The 20,379-nt window shown below is 63.5% G+C and carries 19 protein-coding genes and 1 tRNA gene; 5 read left to right on the plus strand and 15 right to left on the minus strand.

What is annotated here, in order from left to right:
- Window positions 1-46: 46 nt before the first annotated feature.
- Both pbpC and D1227_RS11360 read right to left on the minus strand, forming a co-directional pair.
- Window positions 47-2,110: a penicillin-binding protein 1C gene (gene pbpC / locus D1227_RS11355; RefSeq protein WP_119404756.1), complete on the minus strand. Its 2,064-nt coding sequence runs from the start codon at window positions 2,108-2,110 to the stop codon at window positions 47-49.
- A complete protein-coding gene (locus tag D1227_RS11360; protein WP_119404757.1) occupies window positions 2,107-7,071 on the minus strand; it encodes an alpha-2-macroglobulin family protein in 4,965 nt (1,654 codons plus the stop codon). The genes pbpC and D1227_RS11360 overlap by 4 nt, the downstream gene beginning before the upstream one ends.
- 90 nt (window positions 7,072-7,161) lie before the next feature.
- Between D1227_RS11360 and D1227_RS11365 the strand changes: the two genes are divergently transcribed.
- Window positions 7,162-8,376, plus strand: coding sequence for a BaiN/RdsA family NAD(P)/FAD-dependent oxidoreductase (locus tag D1227_RS11365; RefSeq protein WP_119404758.1), 1,215 nt, complete (start codon window positions 7,162-7,164; stop codon window positions 8,374-8,376).
- A 90-nt stretch (window positions 8,377-8,466) separates the two neighbouring features.
- Window positions 8,467-8,823: a YbaN family protein gene (locus D1227_RS11370; protein ID WP_233350173.1), complete on the plus strand. Its 357-nt coding sequence runs from the start codon at window positions 8,467-8,469 to the stop codon at window positions 8,821-8,823.
- On the opposite strand, the gene D1227_RS11375 is transcribed toward D1227_RS11370, so the two are convergent.
- The 5 genes from D1227_RS11375 to D1227_RS11395 form a co-directional block, all read right to left on the minus strand.
- Entirely contained in the window at window positions 8,790-9,068 is a 279-nt protein-coding gene (locus D1227_RS11375; protein ID WP_119404759.1) for an HNH endonuclease, read from the minus strand. The two genes, D1227_RS11370 and D1227_RS11375, sit on opposite strands and share 34 nt — an antisense overlap.
- 83 nt (window positions 9,069-9,151) lie before the next feature.
- Entirely contained in the window at window positions 9,152-9,766 is a 615-nt protein-coding gene (locus tag D1227_RS11380) for a class I SAM-dependent methyltransferase (protein ID WP_119404760.1), read from the minus strand.
- A gap of 6 nt (window positions 9,767-9,772) precedes the next feature.
- Window positions 9,773-10,657: a bifunctional methylenetetrahydrofolate dehydrogenase/methenyltetrahydrofolate cyclohydrolase FolD gene (folD, locus tag D1227_RS11385; RefSeq protein WP_119404761.1), complete on the minus strand. Its 885-nt coding sequence runs from the start codon at window positions 10,655-10,657 to the stop codon at window positions 9,773-9,775.
- Entirely contained in the window at window positions 10,641-10,940 is a 300-nt protein-coding gene (locus D1227_RS11390; RefSeq protein WP_233352890.1) for a DUF167 family protein, read from the minus strand. Before D1227_RS11390 ends, folD begins: the two co-directional genes overlap by 17 nt.
- A gap of 10 nt (window positions 10,941-10,950) precedes the next feature.
- Complete coding sequence (locus tag D1227_RS11395; protein ID WP_119374984.1) at window positions 10,951-11,241, minus strand: YggT family protein; 291 nt, start codon at window positions 11,239-11,241, stop codon at window positions 10,951-10,953.
- Window positions 11,242-11,397: 156 nt separating this feature from the next.
- On the opposite strand from D1227_RS11395, the gene D1227_RS11400 reads away from it, so the two are divergent.
- Window positions 11,398-11,473, plus strand: a tRNA-Ala gene (locus D1227_RS11400).
- Window positions 11,474-11,623: 150 nt separating this feature from the next.
- Here D1227_RS11400 and D1227_RS11405 read toward each other — a convergent pair.
- Window positions 11,624-12,334: a hypothetical protein gene (locus tag D1227_RS11405; RefSeq protein WP_119404762.1), complete on the minus strand. Its 711-nt coding sequence runs from the start codon at window positions 12,332-12,334 to the stop codon at window positions 11,624-11,626.
- A gap of 103 nt (window positions 12,335-12,437) precedes the next feature.
- The gene (locus D1227_RS11410) at window positions 12,438-13,550 is read right to left on the minus strand and encodes an acyl-CoA dehydrogenase family protein (protein ID WP_119404763.1); all 1,113 of its coding nucleotides are present in this window, start codon (window positions 13,548-13,550) and stop codon (window positions 12,438-12,440) included.
- Window positions 13,551-13,753: 203 nt separating this feature from the next.
- Between D1227_RS11410 and D1227_RS11415 the strand changes: the two genes are divergently transcribed.
- Window positions 13,754-14,977 (plus strand): MFS transporter, encoded by a 1,224-nt coding sequence (locus D1227_RS11415; RefSeq protein ID WP_119404764.1) that lies wholly within the window; start codon window positions 13,754-13,756, stop codon window positions 14,975-14,977.
- A gap of 6 nt (window positions 14,978-14,983) precedes the next feature.
- On the opposite strand, the gene D1227_RS11420 is transcribed toward D1227_RS11415, so the two are convergent.
- From D1227_RS11420 to D1227_RS11430, 3 genes are all read right to left on the minus strand, one after another.
- On the minus strand, window positions 14,984-15,358 hold the full coding sequence (locus D1227_RS11420) for a VOC family protein (protein WP_119374980.1): 375 nt from the start codon (window positions 15,356-15,358) through the stop codon (window positions 14,984-14,986).
- Between the two features lie 78 nt (window positions 15,359-15,436).
- Complete coding sequence (locus D1227_RS11425; RefSeq protein ID WP_119404765.1) at window positions 15,437-16,198, minus strand: hypothetical protein; 762 nt, start codon at window positions 16,196-16,198, stop codon at window positions 15,437-15,439.
- 30 nt (window positions 16,199-16,228) lie between these two features.
- Window positions 16,229-17,002 carry an SDR family oxidoreductase gene (locus tag D1227_RS11430; protein ID WP_119374978.1) on the minus strand — a complete coding sequence of 258 codons (774 nt, stop codon included), beginning with the start codon at window positions 17,000-17,002 and terminating at the stop codon, window positions 16,229-16,231.
- Between the two features lie 151 nt (window positions 17,003-17,153).
- On the opposite strand from D1227_RS11430, the gene D1227_RS11435 reads away from it, so the two are divergent.
- Window positions 17,154-18,833, plus strand: coding sequence for an ATP-binding protein (locus tag D1227_RS11435; protein WP_119404766.1), 1,680 nt, complete (start codon window positions 17,154-17,156; stop codon window positions 18,831-18,833).
- On the opposite strand, the gene D1227_RS11440 is transcribed toward D1227_RS11435, so the two are convergent.
- Genes D1227_RS11440 through D1227_RS11450 form a run of 3 tightly spaced genes read right to left on the minus strand, consistent with a single transcriptional unit; the run spans window position 18,830 to window position 20,372 of the window.
- Complete coding sequence (locus D1227_RS11440) at window positions 18,830-19,120, minus strand: 4a-hydroxytetrahydrobiopterin dehydratase (protein ID WP_119404767.1); 291 nt, start codon at window positions 19,118-19,120, stop codon at window positions 18,830-18,832. The genes D1227_RS11435 and D1227_RS11440 overlap by 4 nt on opposite strands.
- A 5-nt stretch (window positions 19,121-19,125) precedes the next feature.
- Window positions 19,126-19,737: a hypothetical protein gene (locus D1227_RS11445; protein ID WP_119455298.1), complete on the minus strand. Its 612-nt coding sequence runs from the start codon at window positions 19,735-19,737 to the stop codon at window positions 19,126-19,128.
- Complete coding sequence (locus D1227_RS11450; RefSeq protein WP_119374974.1) at window positions 19,719-20,372, minus strand: HAD-IA family hydrolase; 654 nt, start codon at window positions 20,370-20,372, stop codon at window positions 19,719-19,721. The genes D1227_RS11445 and D1227_RS11450 overlap by 19 nt, the downstream gene beginning before the upstream one ends.
- Window positions 20,373-20,379 lie beyond the last annotated feature (7 nt).

Consider the following 20,379-nt stretch of genomic DNA (forward strand, 5'->3'; position numbering starts at 1 on the left):
TTCCATGGAGAGCCGCCCTTTGCCGGGGCGGCTTTTTTCTGGCGCCCTATCCGGCCGTCGACGCGCCCAGTACACGCACCCTGACAGTGGCTTCACGCCCGGCCTCATCAACCGCGCTCACCTTGTAGAAGCCGGATTGTTCAGGCTTCCAGACCGGCAGGCCCGCATCATCGGTGTCGCATGGCACGCCATTGATGTACCAGCGCAGCTTGCCCTCGCCCCGGCCGGCCAGCACGAACGGCCGCGCGGGCTTGCCGTTCACATCGCCTGACCACAGCTCCGCATCGCGTGGCGGGAACAGGATTTCCGGTGCCTCGCCACCACGGTCGAACCGGGCCAGCGCGCCCTTGGCCTCGGCGGCCTGCTGGCTCATCAGCCGCGACTTGGCCCCGCCATTGCCGCCGAGGTGATAGGCTGCCCGGTCTGCCGCTTCGAACAGGATTGGCAGCGCCGTGTCACGGCCCGTCGCGCCTGGGCGCGGGGCCCCGTCGGCCCGGCCAACCCAGACGACGATGGCATGATCGCCGGATACGCCCGCTGCCCAGGCGTCGCGGAAACCGTAGGATGTGCCGGTCTTGAAGGCGATCTGGGGGGCATTCGCCGTCAGCCGCCCCGGCATACGGCCCTCCGGCGTCGGTGCGTTTTTCAGGATGCGCAGGATCTTTTCGGCGCTGTCCGGGCTCATCAACCTGTAACCGCGCGCCTTGGCCATCTTCTCTTCGTCCTCGACCCGCCAGACCAGCGGCTTGGCATGGCCATTATCGCCAAGCGCGGCGTAGAGCACGGCCAGTTCGCGCGCCGTCAGCCCTGCCCCGCCGAGCGCCAGAGCCAGGCCGGGCTCCTTGTCAGCGCCCTTTGAAATGCGCGGCGGCGCGCCTGCCAGTGCCAGCGTGGCTGCGAACCGTTCAGGCCCGACGCGGTCGAGCGCCAGGACAGCGGGCACATTGAGCGAGTGCTGCAGCGCTTCGGAAATACGGACATCGCCGCGGAACATGCGGTCGAAATTGTCAGGCTGATAGGACTTGAAGCGCTTCGGCAGGTCAGAAATGCGCGTATCGGGTGCTGCGGAGCCATCGTCGAACGCCATGGCATAGATGAAGGGTTTCAGCGTCGATCCCGGGGAGCGGGCCTGCGCCGTCAGGTCGAGCCAGCCGCCTGGCAAGTCGCGCGAGGCCGATCCGACCGCCGCCCGGACCGCCCGTGTCGGGATGTCGACCACCAGCATGGCGACCTGCGTTTCATTGCCGAATTCGCGGGCATGCTCATCGGCAAGCGCTTCAAGCTCCTGCTGCAACTTCGCATCCAGGGTCGAGCGCACATCACCATCTGCGTCCTTCGCAGCGCGGCCGGTGGCATGCCAGGCACGCGCCGGAAAGGCGTACTCGCCTGTCGGGAGATGCGACGTGCGCGCCTCTTCAGCGCGCGCGGCGTCGAGATAGCCGAGACGCTCAAGCTTGGAGACAATCGCCTTGCGGCCTGCAACGGCGCCTTCGGGGCGAAGGTCCGGGCGGCGCACTTCGGGACTTTGCGGCAGGGCGATGAGCAACGCGATCTGGTCATCCGACAGCCGGTCCGGCTCACGCCCGAAATAGTGCCAGCTCGCTGCTCTCAGCCCTTCGATATTGCCGCCATAGGGCGTCAGGGTGAGATAGAGTTCGAGGATTTCCCGTTTCGACAGGCGCGCCTCGATCTGGTGGGCGCGAAACATCTCGATCAGCTTGGACGGGATCGTACGCGGGCGCGGTTCAAGCAGGCGGGCCGTCTGCATGGTGATGGTCGAACCGCCAGATACCACCCGGCCTGCCAGCGCAGAACTCCAGACCGCACGGACCATGCCTGTCCAGTCGACACCGCCATGGCTCCAGAAGCGCTGGTCCTCGACTTCCAGAAGCGCCTCGACGAAAACCGGGTCGATCTCATCGAGATCGGCGCGGAAGCGCCAATGGTGCTCAGGCGTCGGGATGGCGCGTAGCGGGCGGCCATCCCTGTCGGTGACCATGACCGAGACCACATCGCCGCGCTCAAGCGGCGGGGGGAAGATACGGTCGCACGCGAAGGCGGCGGCCAGCAATGCCGCGAAGGCAATGGCCAGCCGCTTCAGCCAGATCATCTCTGGCCGCCTGTTCCCGCGCTTTGCGTATCGATGGTCACGCGTCCTGGGGCCGAGCGGGCGAAGACGTCGGGACGATACATGTCCTCAGCCGTCACGCCCGGCATCGCGAAGGCACCTGGCGTCACCGCGCGGACCACATAAGCCAGGCGAACCGGCTCGCTGCGAACGTCGATAGCCGCAACGAAGCGGTCATCGCGCGCTTCGGCGGTGTTGGCATCGTCGATCTCGCCTAGCCAGGAGAAGGCGCCGTCGGCGCCGCCATTCGGCCGGTCGCCGTCTGCAGACCGCAGCACCGTCTCGATCTCGAAACCGGCAGGCAGAAGGTCTGCAATGATGACCGGATTGGTCCGGCGCTGCTCCGGCGTGATCACGACGGACACAACCATCTGGTCACCCTGACGGACCTTGCCGAGATCGACCCGGCCACCCGTCATGGTGCGGACGGCCTTGGCCACCTGCAGCTTTGAGGACGTCGCCGGCGGCGGGCTGGACGGCTCACCGCGGACCATCACGGTGCGGAAGACGGGCGTCGAGCGATCGCCAAGCGTGAAGCTGACATCGCTAGTCGCCTGGCTAGCCGTGAGCGAGTAGCGGCGGTCATTGTCATTGCCACGGCCGAGCCCTTCCACCTCCAGGCGCAGGCCCTCGGCCTCCTCATCGCCGCGCATGCCGTTGACGGCCAGGAGGGCAAAGGCTTTTTCCTGTGTCGTCAGCTCGCTCGGGTCCGGTGCGTCCGCACCAAGCCGCTCCGCAAGGCGGGCAACATGGTCATTGAAGCCCGTCTCGGCGGCCAGCGCGAGAATGCCGGCAAGGTCACGCAGCGGCGTCTGGTAATAGTCACCGTCATTATTGTAGCCGAGGGCCTCTTCGGCCGCATCGAAGGCACTCTTGGCCCGCGAGCGATCCCCCATGTAGGAGAGCGCTGCCGCGAGATGGGCCCGCGCGAGCGGGCTTTCTATGTCGCGCAGCTCGCGGTCATGCAGGTAGCGCAGGCGGCTCATATCCGCCTTGCCAGCCTTGGCGAGCACGTAGAGCGCATAGGCCGAGGACCGGCGCATCAGCTTCTTCTCCGTGTCATCGTGCCAGCGGCTCTCCCACACATCCGTGTCGTAGCCATAGACCCGCCAGGCATCGCCCTGGGCGATCTGGCGCATCGACTGGTAAGCGCGGTCGAGCGCTTCATCCGGAACCTCGTAGCCTTCCGCATTGGCGCGGTAGAGGAAGTCCGCCGTATAGGCCCCGAGCCATGGCGAGGCATTGCGGTCCCCCTCGCGCCAGAGACCGAAGGCGCCGTCGGAGGACTGGCGGTTCAGGATGCGGGTGACCGCTTCCTGAACCTGCGCGCGGGCTGGCTCCCGGGCCGTTTCGTCAGCCCCCATGGCGACCAGCTGTTCCTCATAGAGGAGCGGCATGGCGCGGCTGATCGTCTGCTCGGTGCAGCCATAGGGATAGCGAGCCAGCGAGGTGTAGAGCGCGTTCGCATCAAGCGGCAGCGAGGAGAAGGTGATCGTCACCTCGGCCGTGTCGGGCTTGTAATCCGCCAGCAGCGTTTCGGGGATGGACCAGCTGTCGCCAGCTTCCATCATCGCCGTGGAAATGCTCGTTGCCGGCAGCCAGGGCGAGCGCGTCTGGATCTGGTAGTTCCGGTCGACCGAATAGTTGCCGGGACCATCCACACTGAGTTTGACGTCGGCGATGCCGGTCGCGTCGGACCGGATCATGACGCCCTCATCGACCCGCTTGCCATTGGGGATGGTCAGCGAGAGCTGCGTGGCCGGTACTTCCAGCGGGCTGGTCACATCCAGCGACGCAGAGAAGGCACCGTCCTCAAGCTCGATATTGTCGATCGAGACCGTGGCCAGGGCTTCGTCGCCCGGCGCGAGGAAGCGCGGCAGGATCAGCTCGCTCGGCGCCGGATCGCGCACGGTCATGGCCTGGCTCGCCGCGCCGAGGCCGGATTCCGACCAGGCAACCGCCATCAGGCGAAGCTCACCATTGAACTCCGGCACATCGAAGGTGACCTTCGCCTTGCCCGTCCGGCCGACATCCACGAGGCCGGAGAACAGTGCAACCGACTTGGTCGGCACGACGCTGAGGCCTTCGCCACCAAGCTGGTCACCGCCCGTGCGGACTTCCGCAGGCAGGCCCATGTTCGGATCAAGCAGGCGGCCATAATCGTCATAGATTTCAACGCCGAGCGCTTTCTTGCCGAAGTAGTACTGAACCGGATCCGGGCTCTGATATTTGGTCAGGCGCAGGATGCCCTCATCGACAGCCGCCAGCGTCAGCCAGACATGTTCGCGCGGGCCGCCGGAGATATCGACCTCGACGGTCTGCTGGCGGCGCGGCCGCACCACCTCCGGCGCATCGATCTCGAGTTCGAAGGTCCGGCTTTCCATGTCGAGCGGCACATAACCGACACCGACAGCGCGGCGCGGCTTGGATTGCACGACAGGGTCACGCGGGGTGTAGACGTTGACGAGGATGTAGGCGCCCTCGCCCCATTCCTCGGTCACCGGCAGGGTAAACTGCGTACCGCCTGCCTGGACATCGCGTGTCTCCACGGAGATGACCTTGTCGGTCGCCACGACGATCTGCGCCTCACCATCATAGGGCGGGTTCACCGTGATCGCGACCGGGCGTCCGGCAACGATCTTCTGGTCCTGGACGACGACCTGCACACGATCGGGCGCTTCGACGCCATCGTCGGAGACGTAGCCGCCCCAGCCGACATAGAAGCCGGTACTGGCCTCGGCGGTCGATCCTTCGGCCGTCACGATCAGCTCATGCTGGCCCCAGTCGAGACCATCCACGCTGACGGTCTGGGTCGTGCCGTCTGTATCGACAACGCCTTCATTGACTGTCGCCACGGTGCGCGAGCGGCGCCAGCGCCAGCGGCCATCCTCACGGTACCAGTCATAGTGGTAGTCGATCTCGATGACTTTCCAGTTCAGTTGCGTATCGACAATCGCACCCTGCGGATCGACGGCGGCCAGTTCGAAGCTCGCCGGCTCGCCGCGCGCGGCCCGCCGGTCGAACCCCTCCTTGATACCGATATAGACATCGCGCGGACGATACGGCACGCGCACGCTTTCGGTGACGGCCCGGCCGCCCGGTTCAAGCACGCTGACCGTTGTGTTCAGGCGCAGCGGCCGGTCGGCGTCTCGGGCCCGGTTTCCCGGCGACAGCCGGATCACCGACTTGCCGGCACCGTCCGTCGTCTGGTCCGACAGCTCGATGATCTGCTCGCTGAAGCTCTGGTCATGGCGCCCGAAGGTGAAGCCCTTGAAGGCATCGAACGGGCTCGGATCGACCTCGACCCGCGCCTGAGACTGGACTGTCAGGCCGGCGCCAGGGGCGCCGTAGAGGAAGCGCGAATCCACTTCGATCTCGCGCGTGCCACCAGCGTCGATCGGGGTATCTTCATCAGTCTCAAGCTCGACAGCAATGCGCTGCGGTACGAAATCCTCGACCGAGAAGCGCAGCGACCCGGCCTCTCCGGCACCGTCAATGTCGAGCACGACACGCCACATGCCACGTGAGGCGCTGTCTGAAAGGGCGTAGTTCCATTGCAGGCCGCCGCCCTCTGCACTCGGGAAGCGGTAGCGGTCAGCTTCGAGCCCGTTCGGCCGGTAGACGATCAGATTGCCGGCGCGGTTCTCGATGGCTTCACCCGTGCGGTCGCGCATCAAGGCTGTCAGGTGCACGGTCTCGCCCGGCCGGTAAATGCCACGTTCGGCATAGATATAACCGTCAACCAGGCCCGGCGTCCGGCGTCCGCCCGTACTCTGCTCGGACAGGTCAATCGGGGCGCGGGTCAGGTCCAGCACCGCCAGGTCGCCCTTCGCTCCGAAAGCCATGACCATGCGCGGGGCGAGGTTGCCTTTCCCGTCCAGCAGCGGCGCATCGAAGCGCACGCGGCCAACCTCGCTCGTGTCGGCCTCACCGAGGACTTCATTGTTGAAGGCCACCAGCTGCACGCGGGTGTTCGGCAGGACTTCGCCGTCCTGAAGCGAGCGCAGCGTGACATCGAGACCGTTCTCGCCGCGATAGGCTGTCAGGGCGAGGTCGGTCAGCATGATCCAGCGACGCGCAGAGGCTGGTGGTCCTTCATACCGGTCCAGCTCCCTGGCGTCCTGGATCTCGACGAAATAGGACCCAGGCTTCAGCTCGCCAATGACATCGGGAAGCGGGAAGACCGTGGTCACCGGCGCATTGGTGATGTTGTCGATGGACATCTCGCCGGACCAGACCTCGGAGGAGACATCGCGCGGATCGTCCTCGCCATAGAGGTAGGAATAGCGGCCCTGCGGGGCGTCTTCGCCCTGGGTGATCTTCTTGAAGGCCAGCGCACGGTCATTGACGCGGTAGACGGTGACATCGACCGCCTCGACATTGACCGTCTCGATGGCCAGGCCGTCGGCGTTCTCACGCGGCAGGATCACACCCGAGCCGGCGAAGCCAACATAAGGCGGGCGGTCCTCAAAGCTGATCTGGACATCTTCCTCGCGCGCGATCTCCTCGCCCTCGGCAGAAGGCAGGCCCTCGAGAATGGTCGCGGTGTAGGAACGCGCAAAGTCGAGGCCTTCGAGGCAGAGCTCCCGGCCATCAACGTCATAAGCCGGCCGGACGGCCGGGCGCATTTCGATGTAGGTGGAATAGTCGGTATCGGGATCGAGCGGCTTGGAGAAGACAAGGCAGGCGCGCGGCTGATCCCCGGTCGTGTCGGGTGCGTAGCGGAAATAGACGAAGTCGTTTTCTTCCTGGGCGGCGAGGCGCTGACGTTCGCGTTCGCGCCGTTCGGCAGCGACCTGGTCGGCCCGCGAGCGTTCGACAACCTGTCCACCCGCCTCTTCAGGGACGACGTGGGGCGGCTCGTCACCACCACCGCACGCTGCAAGGGCAGTGAGCAGACCTGCGAGAAAAATGCCCCTTGCCCGGTTTGTGCGGCCAGTCATGTTACGAGTCCTCCCTGTCTGAGCAGATACCTTTACAGGAAGTTGCTGTGCCTCCAACAGGGCCAGAATTGGACTTTTTAAGGAATTTTCATTCTGACCGACTTCTTCGACACCGTGGTTCTGGGCGCTGGCGCTGCCGGTCTCTTCTGTGGCGCTCGCGCGGGCGCGCGCGGGAGGCGAATCCTCGTGATCGACCATGCCAAACGCCCTGCCGAAAAGGTCCGGATTTCAGGCGGCGGGCGCTGCAACTTCACCAATATCGACACCGCAGCCAGCAATTTCCTGTCGGCCAATCCGCACTTCGCCAAGTCCGCCCTGGCCCGCTACACGCCATGGGACTTCTGCGGCCTGGTCGCCAGCCACGGTTTGACCTGGACGGAGAAGACGCTCGGCCAGCTTTTCTGCGACCAGAAAAGTGGTGCGATTATCCAGATGTTGCTCGACGAACTGGCTGCAGTCGGCGGCGAATTGCGGCTGGAGACCGAAATCAGCGGCATTCGCCATGCTGATTCGCAGTTCCATGTGACGACCAGCGGCGGCGAGGTGTCAGCGAAGAACCTCGTCGTGGCGACCGGTGGGCTGTCCATCCCGAAGATGGGCGCGAGCGGACTTGCCTATGAGATTGCCCGCCAGTTCGGCCATGAAGTGATCGCTCCCAGACCGGCCCTCGTGCCTTTCACGTTCAGCGGCGCCCTGAAGGAAACCTTTTCCAGCCTGTCGGGCGTCTCGGCCCCGGTCGATGCCCAGGCCCGGCAGGGGCCGGCCTTCCATGAAGCGATGCTGTTTACGCATCGCGGCCTCTCCGGCCCGGCCATGCTGCAGGTCTCCTCCTACTGGCGCGAGAGCGAACCGGTCAGCATCGACCTCGCCCCCGGACAGCCCCTTGCCGAAACGTTACGCGCCGCAAAGGAGGCCTCCCCCCGCACCAGTCTCAAGTCCTGGCTGACCGGATGGCTGCCTGCCCGCTTTGCCGATTACATCGTCACCTGGCCGGACATCCCCGGCGACAAGCAGCTCGCCAACCTCTCCAACCGGGAGATCGAGGCGATCAGTCTTGCGCTGACCAAATGGCAAATCGTGCCGACCGGGACCGAAGGCTGGCGCACGGCAGAAATCACAGCCGGAGGGATCGACACAGACGGGCTGTCATCGCGCAGCATGGAAAGCAAACTTGTGCCCGGCCTCTACTTTATCGGCGAGTGCGTGGATGTGACCGGCTGGCTCGGCGGCTACAATTTCCAGTGGGCCTGGGCGAGCGCGGCCGCTGCCGCTGAAGCGCTCGGCGGCACGCCCGCAGACAGCTAAACACCTCCGGCATTTACCGGATGGCAGGCCCGCCGCATTTATGCGAGAACCATTCTCAAACAGAGCCGCAGTCGAAGGAAACCGAGCCAGATGATCGCACGCATGCTTGGCTTCCTGTTCCTGGCCCTTGGCGGGATCGGCATTTTCCTGCCGGTCTGGCCGACGACGATCTTCTGGATCGTGGCCGCGCTCTGCTTTGCCCGGTCCAGCCCGGCCATGCGCGACTGGATCTATGCGCGTCCGAAATTCGGGCCATCGGTCCAGAAATTCATCGAACAGGGCACGCTATCGCGCGCCTCGAAGGGCGGAGCACTCTTCGGCATGACGCTTTCTGCGGGGATCAGCACAATCGTGCTGTGGGAGCGCTGGGCGTGGCTCGCGCTGGCCATTGGCCTCATCCTGTGCGGTGCGGTCTATGTGGTCTCCCGCCCGACCGGCCAGGCCTGAGCGCGGCCTTTGCGTCTGTTGCAGCGGGCATGGGCAAGCTGAAGATTGTCCGCGCGGTCCGGCCCGCCCGCCGCGCGCGGGACGATATGGTCGAACGTCGGCCGCTCGCGCTTCCAGATGGTGGCATGAGCCACCTCGAAGCGGGACCGCGGCATCGGCTTGCTGCACAGCGCGCAGCACCCGGACTGCACCTGCCAAAGGCGCTCGAAGAGGGGACTGTCCGGCGGGCGGATCGGCTGGCTCATCCACGCTGCTTGCCCGCCTGGCCTCAAACTGTCCAGATGGTCGCCCTGCCGCATGCTGTCGCTTTGACGGGCATGCGCCGACGCTAAGTCTTCTCGAAAGCGTAGTTCATCCAGCTGACACCGGCCTTGCGGTTGGCTTCGCCAGCGGCATCGCGGCGTTCGCTGAGCAGGCAGGCCAGCCCTGCGGCTTGAGCCAAGGCAAGCGTCTCTTCCTCCGGCACCTCGAACATGCAGCGCCCCGGCGGCACCGGGCCATGCCGGACCAGAAGGATCAGCCGGCCGCCGGGTTTCAGCAGCGCGGCCAGCTTTGGCATGGCGATGGCCCGTTCATCGGCATCCAGATGCATCCAGACCGCTGAAAGCTGGATCAGGTCAAACGCGCGCGCCCTGTCGGCAAGGCTGGTGAGTTCTGGCAGGCTGTCATCGACCCATTCGATTTCCGGTGAGGGGTGCAGGGCCAAAGCCCGCTCGCGCATGGCATCCGAGGGTTCTACGGCAACGACCGCGTAGCCGGCATCGGCAAACCAGGCCGCATCGCGCCCGGTCCCCGCGCCTACGTCCAACACACGGCCCGGCGGCGGCGGAATGAAAGCCTGCAAGGCGGCATGGGTCCGCTCAAAAGTGTAGGACTCGTAGCGGACAAAGAGCTCGTCGGCTTCGTCAGCATAGCCTTGCGTGCCGCGAACCTTGTCCGCCATGACCGCCTACACGCCGTCCGGCAGCGTCCATCCGCGCCGGTAGCAGGCGGCTTTCACCGTGTTTTGCAGCAGGCAGGCCCTCGTCATCGGCCCGACCCCACCAGGCACCGGCGTGATGTGTCCCGCGACCGGCTCGCAATCGGCGAAGTCCGCATCGCCGACCAGCCGCGTCTTGCCTTCGCCGCGTTCCGGCGCATCGATCCGGTTGATACCGACATCGATGACGACCGCCCCCGGCTTCAGCCAGTCACCCTTCACCATTTGCGGACGCCCCACGGCTGGCACGAGAATGTCCGCCGTCCGGCAGAGACCCGGCAGGTCCTTTGTCTTCGAGTGCGCAATGGTGACAGTGCAGTTCTCCGCAAGGAACAGGAGCGCCGTCGGCTTGCCGACCAGGATGGAGCGGCCGATCACCACGACGTTCTTGCCGGAGAGATTGTCGCCCAGCGCACGTTTGGCGAGAATGACGCTGCCCGTCGGCGTGCAGGGGCGCAGCCCTGTCTTGCCGAGGACCAGTCGCCCGGCGCTAGCCTCGGTCAGCCCGTCCACATCCTTGTCCGGATCGATGCATTCGATCGCCTGATTGGCATCGAGACCACCGGGCAACGGCAGCTGCAGGAGGATGCCGTCAACCTCGTCATCCTGGTTCAGATCGGAAATCAGCGCCTCGACTTCTGCCTGCGTGGCGGTGGCTGGCAGCGTCTTCTTGATGGAGCGCATGCCGACTTCCTCGGTATCGGTGACCTTGTGTCGGACATAGACCTGGCTGGCCGGGTCGTCGCCAACGAGCACCACGGCCAGCGTCGGCTGGCCCGGCAATGTCCTCACCGCCGCCGCAACGCTCGCTTTTACGTCTGCTGCGACATCTTTCCCGCTAATCCGTTCGGCCATGCCCCATCCACTCCTCGATCTGGCGCGCCGCGGCGCTACCGTCTTCCGTGTCGATGTCCACGCCCTTAATGCGGCTCGTCTCGCCGGTCACCACCCTGACGGCAGATTTCGGGAGCTTCAGCGTCTTGGCGAGCAGCTTTTCCACAGCGCGGTTGGCCTTGCCGCCTTCGGGCACGGCGCGGACCTTGAGTTTGAGGAATTCGCGTCCGGCATCATCGACCGCGCGGCCCTGTATATCGTCATTCGAGGCGTTCGGCGTGACGCGGACGGTCAGGCGCATCATCCCTGCCGTATCAGATAACGGCCGGGTAGACGTAGTAGATGATGACCCGCTCGAGGAAGATGATGATCAGGATGAGGATCAGCGGCGAGAGGTCGAGCCCGCTCATGCGCGGCAGCAGGTTGCGGATCGGCCGGCAGAAAGGCTCGGTGACCTGATGCAGGACGTTCCAGAGCCCGGAAACGAACTGGTTTCGCATGTTCACGACATTGAACGCGATCAGCCAGGACAGGATGGCCTGCGCGATCAGCACCCAGATGCCCAGCTGAAGGACCAACAACACAATGTCTAGAAGCGCGCGCAATGTTCTTCTCCAGTATTCCCGGGGCCTGACTAATCTACTTTTGTATTGTTTCGCAATATGGGGACGGTAATCTGCTTCGCTACGCCATCGCGGCAGTCCGCCGCAAGTCCCGCTTGACGAAACTGCCCGCACTTCTCAGATAGGCGCTCCGGTCACGGGGCCATAGCTCAGTTGGGAGAGCGCGTCGTTCGCAATGACGAGGTCGGCGGTTCGATTCCGCCTGGCTCCACCATTCATTTGCGGTTCGCCTTCGGCGAAAAAATTGGTCCGGTGGACCAAATTTTTGCAAATGAATGCCTCGGCAGGGGCTTGATTGCTTTGATCCCCGCTTCGCGATGGATCGCGCTCAGGGCTGCTGGATCAAGTCAATGATCGAAACTGATCAGTCCTGTTCCTCGACACCCAGCCCGTCGAGCAGGCCGGACGTGAGCACCGGCCGGTAGAAATTGTAGGCACCATCGCCGAGCTTGCGGTAATCATAATAGGCGCGAAGGCCGGTCAGGCCGTCTTCGGTCCAGTCGGTGCTTGCCGGCCCGGACTGGAATTTCATGTCGATCAGTTCTTCCTGAAGGTGTTTCACCTGCTGCGGCGTCAGCGGGCGTTCGGCGATGAGGTAACTTGCCCCGTTATCCCAAGGGATCGCAATCGCCCGGCGGTCGGCCATGTAGACCGGGACTGACGACCCGTCTGAACACGTCACGGTGTAAACCCGGCTAGGCTGGGGCTGGGCCTCATCAAGGCCCGGCAAGCGCAAATCCGCCAGCATCGGGTCGGTATCGATGACATCCGGCCCCTCCGACCCGACCAGCCCATCGGGCACACACTCACCGCCAGGACTTGTGATCCCGGCTGGATCCAGCGTCACGACCTCGCCAAGCAAGTCGCTATTGTCGCTATCCGGATCAAGCGGGGCGGCTGTCAGGCTCGCACGGCGTACCGCGACAACCTCGTAAGTCCCGCTGATCGCCGCCCATTCAGCCGATGCGGCAGCAACTGGCGCTTCGGTGCCGTCAGACACGGGAGACGCAGGCTGTCCGGTGCATCCGATAAGTCCTCCCGCGGCGATCATGGCCAAGACCCGTTCAGCGCGCATGACACTCTCTCCCCTGCTCGCTCCAGCCCCCCACAGCGAGGTAGCAGCTTGCCGAAAAGCGGAGCAAATGCCAAGCGGCGCACCGGCCGCCCGACCTGAAGCGTCAAAGACCGCTCAGCCGCGCCATGGTGTTGCGGTGAATTTCGCTGGTACCGGAATAGATGGTCGCAGCCCGGTTGGCGAAGTAGCGGGCCAGCACCATCGCCTCATTCGGCGCGCCCGATACGGCCGCTTCGTTGATTGCCTGCTGCAGCTCTGTCGCGACCACTTTTAGCATGGACGATGTCATCCGGTCCGTCCCGCCGACCGCCTGGCTCATCTTCCGGGAGGCCAGCGCTTCGAACGTATCAAGACGCATTTCGAGGCCTGCCAGCCTGGCCTCGAGCGCCGGTTCGCGGCCTGTCTCATCCGAAGCCCGCCGTGCGGCCCGCAAGGCCCGGCGCAACAGGCCGGGCGTCGTATTGTTCGACCGGGCGATGGTCATCAGCGTGCGCGCCGCAGCCCAGCCGCCACCGATCTCGCCGAGACGGTCGGTCACGGGCGTGCGGACATTCGTGAAAAAGACCTGGCTTGTCTCGCAATTGCCGTCGATGAACTTGATGGGCTGGACCTCAATGCCCGGCCGGTCCATCTCGACTAGAAGCATGACGACGCCATCGCGCTCATCGCTTTTAGCGCCGCACCGCGCCAGCAGAAACATGTGTGTCGCGTCGCCGGCAAAACTGGTCCAGATCTTCGAACCGTTCAGGATGAAATCATCGCCATCGCGCTCGGCGTGCAGCTGCAGCGCCGTGAGGTCCGACCCGGCCTGCGGCTCGGAGAAACCCTGGCACCATTCGTGTTCGCCTTTCAGGATTCCAGGCAGGTAGGCCTGCTTTTGCGCAGGCGTTCCGATCGCCATGATCAACGGTCCGATCGTTCGGATGCCCGACGAGTGGACAAGCGGGGCATCCTGTTCGGCGCAGGCGGTCTCGAAATAGAGCTGCTCGGCCTTTGTCCAGCCCGTACCGCCATGTTCGACCGGCCATGCAGGCGCTACCCAGCCCTGCTGGTACAGCTTGCGATGCCAGGCTTTGCAGGCGGCCCGGGTCGATTTCAGCCCAACGGTGTCGCGTCCGGCCGCGCGAAGCTCATTCGTCAGCGCCCCGGCGAGGAACGTATCGACACGGTCGCGGAACGCCTGGCTCACGCCATTTGCCCCGACAGCGTCAAACATGTCTCTTGCTGAGGGAAAACTGCCGTCCATTCCGGCCTCTCATTGCTTCGAAGGGCCAGTGTGCCATGCGCCGTGGGCTGACAAATAAGGGGAGTTACGGATACTCACGCGACGTCAGCGCCGCGAAAAGCCACGATACTGCGACGTTTTCCTTGCCGACCCCGGCAGAGCGCACCACTCTTTGCAGCGGAGGAGATGCCGGGATGAGCGCAACACCTGCCGATATCGAGGTGCCGCTGCGGCCCCTCTCGGCGCTTCAGAAACTGACCATTGCGTTCGGCAGCGTTGCCATGGGTGCCGGCATGACGATCAACTTCGTCGTGGTTGCGCCGTTGGCGCGCAGGGCCGGCCTGACGGAAATCGAGGTCGCCGGAATCCTAACCCTCTCGGCAGCGATCTACGCCCTGATGATTCCGCAATGGGGCCGTTGGGCCGACCGATTCGGGCGAAAGCGGGTCATGGTGTTCTCACTGTTCGCGATGGGCAGCACCAACATGCTTTTCCTGTTCGCGCTGCAGGCCGCCCTGGCCGGGCTGATCACAGGCCTGTCGACCTTCTTCCTGCTCGTCTTCACCCGTCTGTTCTTCGGACTGCTTTCACCCGGATTGCAGCCGGCCTCCATGGCGGCCATGACGGACGCGACCACGCCGGACACGCGAGCGGGAGGCCTCGGCATGCTGGGCGCGGCGATGGCGCTTGGTTCTATCCTTGGCCCGGCAGGGGCGAGCGTGCTGGCCGAGTTCGGAGAATTGGCGCCAATCTGGGGATCAATCGTCTTCTGCGGCTTCGCAGGTCTGGTCATTGGCTTTACCCTGCCGAAGTCCCGCGGCAACCGCTCAAGCTCGCGACCGCAGCCGCTTCGCATGCGCGACCCGCGCGTGTTTCCGCATCTGGCCTTCCTGTTCTGCTACTTCGTCGCTGTCGGCGCCATCCAGCAGACCCTGTCCTGGCTGATCGAAGACCGTTACGGGCTTGCAGGGGAAGAAGGCATCCAGGCCACCGGCATCGCCTTTTCGTGCCTGGCCGTGGCGATGATCGTGATCCAGTTCGGCTACGTCCAGCCTTACCGGCCCGACCCGAAACGCATCCTGCCCATCGGCCTTGGCCTGATCGTCATCGGCTACCTGGCCGCCGCGGAAATTACGCCTTATCCGGCGGTCTGTGCCGCCTTCGCCCTTGTCGGCGCAGGTTCGGCGCTGGCCGTGCCGGCAGCCAATGCGCTCGGCAGCCTTGCCGTAGAGCGCCACGAGCAGGGCAGCGCCGCTGCATTGCTGTCGGCCGCCCCGCCATCCGGCTTCATCTTCGGCCCGCTGATCGGGGCGATCCTCTACTCCTTCGAGCACCGCCTGCCGCTTTTCGTCAGCGCCGCCATGATGGGCACCCTGCTCGCCTACAGGCTATACAGGAACAGCAAGGCGCCCGCCTAAGCGGCTTCAGGCCGTCATCGTGAAGGCGTTGAGCTTGTTGCCGTCAGGGTCACGGAAATAGGCTGCGTAAAAGCCTTCATCGCCGCGCGGGCCGGGCGGGCCTTCGTCCGTGCCGCCATTGGCCAGCGCGATCTTGTAGAGCCTGTCGACCTGCGCCTTGTCTTTCGCCTGCAGCGCAACCATGGTCCCGTTGCCGGCGGTGGCCGTCTTGCCGTCATAGGGTTTTGTCGCGGCCACACCGGCTGGCCCGTCGGGCTTGCCCCAGGCGATGAAGGTGTCGAACTCCATCATGCGCGGCGTCTCGAGTTCTTCAGCAAGCGCATCATAGAATTTTGCCGCCCGCTCGAGGTCGTTCGTCCCTAAAGTCACATATCCAATCATGTCCCGGTCTCCTTTCAGACGGCCGGAACATTACATGAACATAAGAGGCTGGCAAGCCGGAAACCGGCCGGTTGGACCCTATCTGACGAAATTCGCGGAACACGGCTCCGAGGCCTGTCGGGGTGTTCCGAAAAAGACCTGATCAAAGTCGAGCTCGTCACCCTCGATCAGCACGGTCCCCTGCTCATAGATATCCTCAGGGACCTGATTTCCGCCCTCGATAGCAATCCGAAAGGCGTTCGACTCCGCGTCATATTCATAGACGCCCCAATAGTCCTTGTAGACCTCGAAGGGCGTCCAGGTGACCGAGAACTCGCCGCTCCCGGTGAAGACAAGCTCCTGTATGGCCTCGCTGCCATCGGGACAGTCTTCAGCCTTCTGGCGCCACGTGCCGACGAGCGGATTGTCCGCCTTACGGTAGACGTCGACGAGCCCGCCGAGCCTGTGGCCATCCGGATAGGTCGCGTCCAGCCTGATCCGCGTGCCTGGTTCTGCGTCCGGGCTGATCGTTGCTATTGCCAGCCCATCTTCCTGCCGGCTGAACGTGACAGCGCCCTCCGGGTATACGCCGAGATCGTCCACGCAGCCCGGCGGCAGGTCGTTGTAGCCGCCAGGCATGTCCGTCCAGTAAGGAAAAAGCGCGAGACTGTCGCCGGGTTCTGCCGAACGCGGCTCCATCCAGAAGAAATAGGCCCGGTTGCCAATGTCAGGGCAGGCCTCAACCGACAGCGTGGCCTTGAGCGGGTCCGCCGTTTTCTGACCGTCCGCATCATCGCCTGTGGCACTCTGGCACCCGGCTGCGCCAAACAGCAATGCGGCGGCAAGTCCATGTAACTTCATCAATCTGTCCCCTGTTTCCATATGGCCGGTCTACATCGCCGAAATGCCGCCATCGACCTTGAGTTCGATGCCAGTCACAAGCTTGCTCTCGTCGGAGGCGAGATAGAGCACGGCATAGGCGATATCATCCGGCTCGCCGACCTTGCCGAGCGGGATCTGCCGTCCGAGCTTGGCGAGCGCTTCCTCCTCGCCGAACATTTCCTTGGTGCGGTCGAGGATCGGCGTGTTGATGAAGACCGGGTGAACCGAATTGCAGCGGATCTGCCCGCCCGTCTTGGCGCAATGCAGCGCGATCGATTTCGACATGTGCCGCACAGCAGCCTTTGCGGTGTTGTAGGCGACATAATTACCGCTCGCGACGATACCGGCGATCGAGGAAATATTGATGATCGAGCCGAGGCCGTGCGCCCGCATCAGCGGGATCGCGTACTTGCAGCCATGGAAGATGGAATCGACGTCGACATTCTGCACATGCCGGAACGTCTCATACTCTTCGTCCTCAACAGAGCCGAGCGATCCTATCCCGGCATTGTTGACCAGCACGTTGAGCCCGCCCATCGCATCATGGGCCGCCTTCAGGACGGTCTGCCACTGCTCCGCATCGGTCACATCATGCTGCCAGGCAAAGGCGGTTCCCTCGCCATGCGCGGCATTGATATCGGCGGCGACCTTGCTGGCCCCCTCGCCATTGATGTCCGTCACCGTGACTTTCGCGCCCTCTCGCGCCAGCATCTTTGCCGTCGCCTCGCCGAGGCCCTGGGCCCCACCGGTCACCAGCGCCATCTTTCCTGAAACGCGACCCATGTTCGCTCCCTTTCATTATTTTGTCTGTGCTGTTTCAGTTCCAGCTGGCGCAGGAAAGGTCAAGCATACCGCGGCGCCATGACAGCATGAAGGAATTCTAAACCAGTCTGATGCAATTTCCGGCGAATAAGAATCTCGAGGAGAGGAACCAATGGCGACGAACAAGAAGGAAATCAGTCTGACGCTGGACCAGATGCTCGACGCGGTGTCGCACATCGACAATGGCTTCGCACTTCACGCTCCCGATTTCAGCCTGCTCTATGTCAATGACACCGCCCGCAGGCACTTTCCTGTTTTCTACCGGATGCTGGAGGAAGGCCAGTCCCTCGAGGATGCGATGTACAACAGCGCGCGCACCACCCTGGAAGAAACGCCAGGTTTCGATATCGAAAAATTCGATATTGGCGCATTTTCAAGCCGACTTGTGGAGCAGGTCCGCAACTTTGGCACGATTGATGTGGATACAGTTGAGGGCCACTCGATCAAGGCCACATTCTCGAAGATGCCCGACGGCAGCGTGCTTTGTATCAGTTCCGACATTACCGACGTTCGCGACCACGAGCGCGAGCTTCGCCATGCCAAGCGCACCGCCCTTGCAGCCAGCCAGGCGAAGTCCGAATTCCTTGCCTCGATGAGCCACGAGATCCGCACGCCTCTCAACGGAATTCTCGGTATGGCCCAGGCGCTCTCACATCGCGAACTCAGATCCGATGAACGCGAAATGGTGAATGCCATTCTCGACTGTTCGAAATCCCTGATGACCTTGCTGAACGACATCCTCGACCTGTCGAAGATCGAGGCTGGCAAGCTCGAAATCTCACCGATTGCTGGCGACTTCCGTCACAAGCTGCAGCGAACCGAAAATTTCTACCGGCCCAAGGCTGAGGAAAAAGGCCTCTCATTGAGGGTCATCGTCGACAAGTCGGTACCCTCGAAACTCTCCTTCGACCCTGTTCGTCTTCGTCAATGTGTCGACAATCTTGTATCGAATGCGCTGAAATTCACCCATGAGGGCGGGGTCATCGTGGCTGCGACCTGTGAGGAATCCGGTTCTCCGGACATGACGCGGCTGAAGATTCATGTCTCCGACACCGGCATCGGCATGACTGAGGAGCAGATCGAAAACCTGTTCCAGAACTTCCATCAGGCCGACCGTTCGACAACCCGGAACTATGGCGGCACAGGGCTTGGCCTGGCCATCTCCCGCAAACTCGCACGGGCCATGGGCGGCGATATCTGCGTCGTGTCAAAACCGGGCAAGGGCTCAGTCTTCACACTCACCGTGGATGCAGGCCTTGTTCAGACCCGCCCGGTATCCCTGGTGGCTGCAGGCGGGGATGATGGCGCGCCGTCATCATCTGCACAGTCGAATGGCTACATGAACGGCAAGACAGCCCTCATCGTCGACGACAATCACATCAACCGCCGCGTCGCACGCCTGTTCGTGGAGCCCATGGGCCTGAATGTGCTGGAAGCCGACGGCGGCATGGAAGCCTTGCACCAGCTGGCCAGCAAGCATGTCGATATTGTTTTGCTCGACATTCACATGCCGCATATGGACGGACCGACCACGCTGAACCACATCCGCTCAAGCGGCAAACCGTGGGCCGGAGTGCCAGTCGTCGCCCTGACGGCAGACGCGATGGCCGGCGACCGGGAACGCTACATCTCGCTCGGCATGTGCGACTATGTCTCCAAGCCGATTGACGAGCGTCAGCTCATGACAGTCCTGCGCAACTGCCTGTCTGTGGATCACTGTGCCGCCCCAAGCATTGATGACGGCAAGGCCGATCCTGAGTTCTACGCGTCGAAGCAGCAGAGAATGGCCTAGGCGAGCTTGGATGCGAGCGCGTCCATCTTCTTTGCCAGGTCGATATCTTTTTGCGTGACGCCGCCGGCATCATGCGTTGTCAGCGTGACCTCGACGGTGTTGTAGACATTGAACCATTCAGGGTGATGGTCGGCCTTCTCAGCCTGCGTGGCGATGGCGCTCATGAAGCCGAAGGCCGTCGAGAAATCGGCAAATTTGAACGTCTTGGTGATCGCTTCCTTGGAGCCTGACTTTTGCCAGCCTTCAAGCTGTCCGATTGCGGTTGCGGGATCCATCTTGTCTGCCATGCGGCTCACTCCTCGCTTTGCGTTTCATGGACGTAGTAGAGCCAGCGCCCATCACTGGCGATTGCCATGCGTACGCCTGGATAGCCACTTCCGTTCCGAATTTTCTCCACACCGGCATCGCCAACGAGATCCTCAAGCCGGGCGCGCTGGCGGAAATTCAGGCGTTCGGGTTGCAGCTCACTGGAGTCCAGCGCAGCCAGGTCCGGCCAGACATACCAGGTCTCCTCCCCGACCGAGCGTGTGCCATACGGCTTTTCCAGCAAGTCCTCCAGCCGCAGGATCGGGTCGAAACCGGTCCGGCGCAACAGGTCCCAATGCTCGCGATGCGAGGCGCCGGCGAAATTCGAAATGAAGCCGGGCTGACTGTCGGCAAACCGCGCCAGCCTGTAGATCGAATTGGACTCGATAATGGTTTGCAGCGTCCCCACCGTAGCCGCGGCCTCTTCCGACAGGCTGGGCGCACCGGCATCGCGTTCAGCATCCGGGTTCATGTAGTCCGGCGCTTCCTCGACCTGCAGGCGAACGGTGTCACGCGGTGCTTCACGCTCGCAGGCAACGAGCAGGGCCAGCTCAAGCACCAGGACGGTGCTGGCGAGGATCACTCGTGAAGCGGCCATCCCGTCGCCTCCGCCAGGTCGCTGAGCAGCTGGTCTTCGTTCAGTACCTTGATGGTCGTCATGCCCATGGCGCGCGCCGGCTTCAGGTTTATGCCGAGATCATCGAGATAGACGCAATGGTTCGGATCGACATCGAGCGCCTCGCACATCAGCGCGTATATCCGCGGATCGGGCTTTCGGATGCCCAGCTTGGAGCTTTCGATCACCTCGTCGAACAGCTCGAAGACTTTCGCGATTTCGGCAGCCCGGCCCTCATCGCTGGTCATGCCCGCGCCCTTGCCAACCGGTGCATTATTCGTGATGCAACCGACCTTCACCTTCGACTTGGCATGTCTCAATGCCTCAACCACACGGGGGCGAAGGTTACCCGACAGCAGCGCCAGTATGTCCTTGCCCGGCACTTCGTGGCCGAGCGCACGGCTCTCTTCTCGGAACAGGCCATCGAACTCTTCGGCCGACACTTTCGACTGCTCCAGCTTCGCCCAGGCATTCGTGTCACCGTTGCGCGCATTGACCGAACGAATGAAATCCTCCGGCAAGCCGTTCTCGGCCTCATAGCGGTTGAACGCCTCAAAGGGTGAGGAGGTCAGCACACCGCCGAAATCCCAGATCACGGCTTGGATAGTGTCACTCATCCGGCAT

It is taken from the genome of Henriciella mobilis (genome assembly GCF_003576315.1).
GTDB lineage: Bacteria > Pseudomonadota > Alphaproteobacteria > Caulobacterales > Hyphomonadaceae > Henriciella > Henriciella mobilis.

Coding starts and splice junctions, on each gene's coding strand:
- pbpC (WP_119404756.1), bottom strand. CDS start 2,110: ATGATCTGGCTGAAGCGGCTGGCCATTGCCTTCGCGGCATTGCTGGCC.
- D1227_RS11360 (WP_119404757.1), bottom strand. CDS start 7,071: ATGACTGGCCGCACAAACCGGGCAAGGGGCATTTTTCTCGCAGGTCTG.
- D1227_RS11370 (WP_233350173.1), top strand. CDS start 8,467: ATGATCGCACGCATGCTTGGCTTCCTGTTCCTGGCCCTTGGCGGGATC.
- D1227_RS11375 (WP_119404759.1), bottom strand. CDS start 9,068: ATGAGCCAGCCGATCCGCCCGCCGGACAGTCCCCTCTTCGAGCGCCTT.
- D1227_RS11380 (WP_119404760.1), bottom strand. CDS start 9,766: ATGGCGGACAAGGTTCGCGGCACGCAAGGCTATGCTGACGAAGCCGAC.
- folD (WP_119404761.1), bottom strand. CDS start 10,657: ATGGCCGAACGGATTAGCGGGAAAGATGTCGCAGCAGACGTAAAAGCG.
- D1227_RS11390 (WP_233352890.1), bottom strand. CDS start 10,940: ATGATGCGCCTGACCGTCCGCGTCACGCCGAACGCCTCGAATGACGAT.
- D1227_RS11405 (WP_119404762.1), bottom strand. CDS start 12,334: ATGCGCGCTGAACGGGTCTTGGCCATGATCGCCGCGGGAGGACTTATC.
- D1227_RS11410 (WP_119404763.1), bottom strand. CDS start 13,550: ATGTTTGACGCTGTCGGGGCAAATGGCGTGAGCCAGGCGTTCCGCGAC.
- D1227_RS11415 (WP_119404764.1), top strand. CDS start 13,754: ATGAGCGCAACACCTGCCGATATCGAGGTGCCGCTGCGGCCCCTCTCG.
- D1227_RS11420 (WP_119374980.1), bottom strand. CDS start 15,358: ATGATTGGATATGTGACTTTAGGGACGAACGACCTCGAGCGGGCGGCA.
- D1227_RS11425 (WP_119404765.1), bottom strand. CDS start 16,198: ATGAAGTTACATGGACTTGCCGCCGCATTGCTGTTTGGCGCAGCCGGG.
- D1227_RS11430 (WP_119374978.1), bottom strand. CDS start 17,002: ATGGGTCGCGTTTCAGGAAAGATGGCGCTGGTGACCGGTGGGGCCCAG.
- D1227_RS11435 (WP_119404766.1), top strand. CDS start 17,154: ATGGCGACGAACAAGAAGGAAATCAGTCTGACGCTGGACCAGATGCTC.
- D1227_RS11440 (WP_119404767.1), bottom strand. CDS start 19,120: ATGGCAGACAAGATGGATCCCGCAACCGCAATCGGACAGCTTGAAGGC.
- D1227_RS11445 (WP_119455298.1), bottom strand. CDS start 19,737: ATGGCCGCTTCACGAGTGATCCTCGCCAGCACCGTCCTGGTGCTTGAG.
- D1227_RS11450 (WP_119374974.1), bottom strand. CDS start 20,372: ATGAGTGACACTATCCAAGCCGTGATCTGGGATTTCGGCGGTGTGCTG.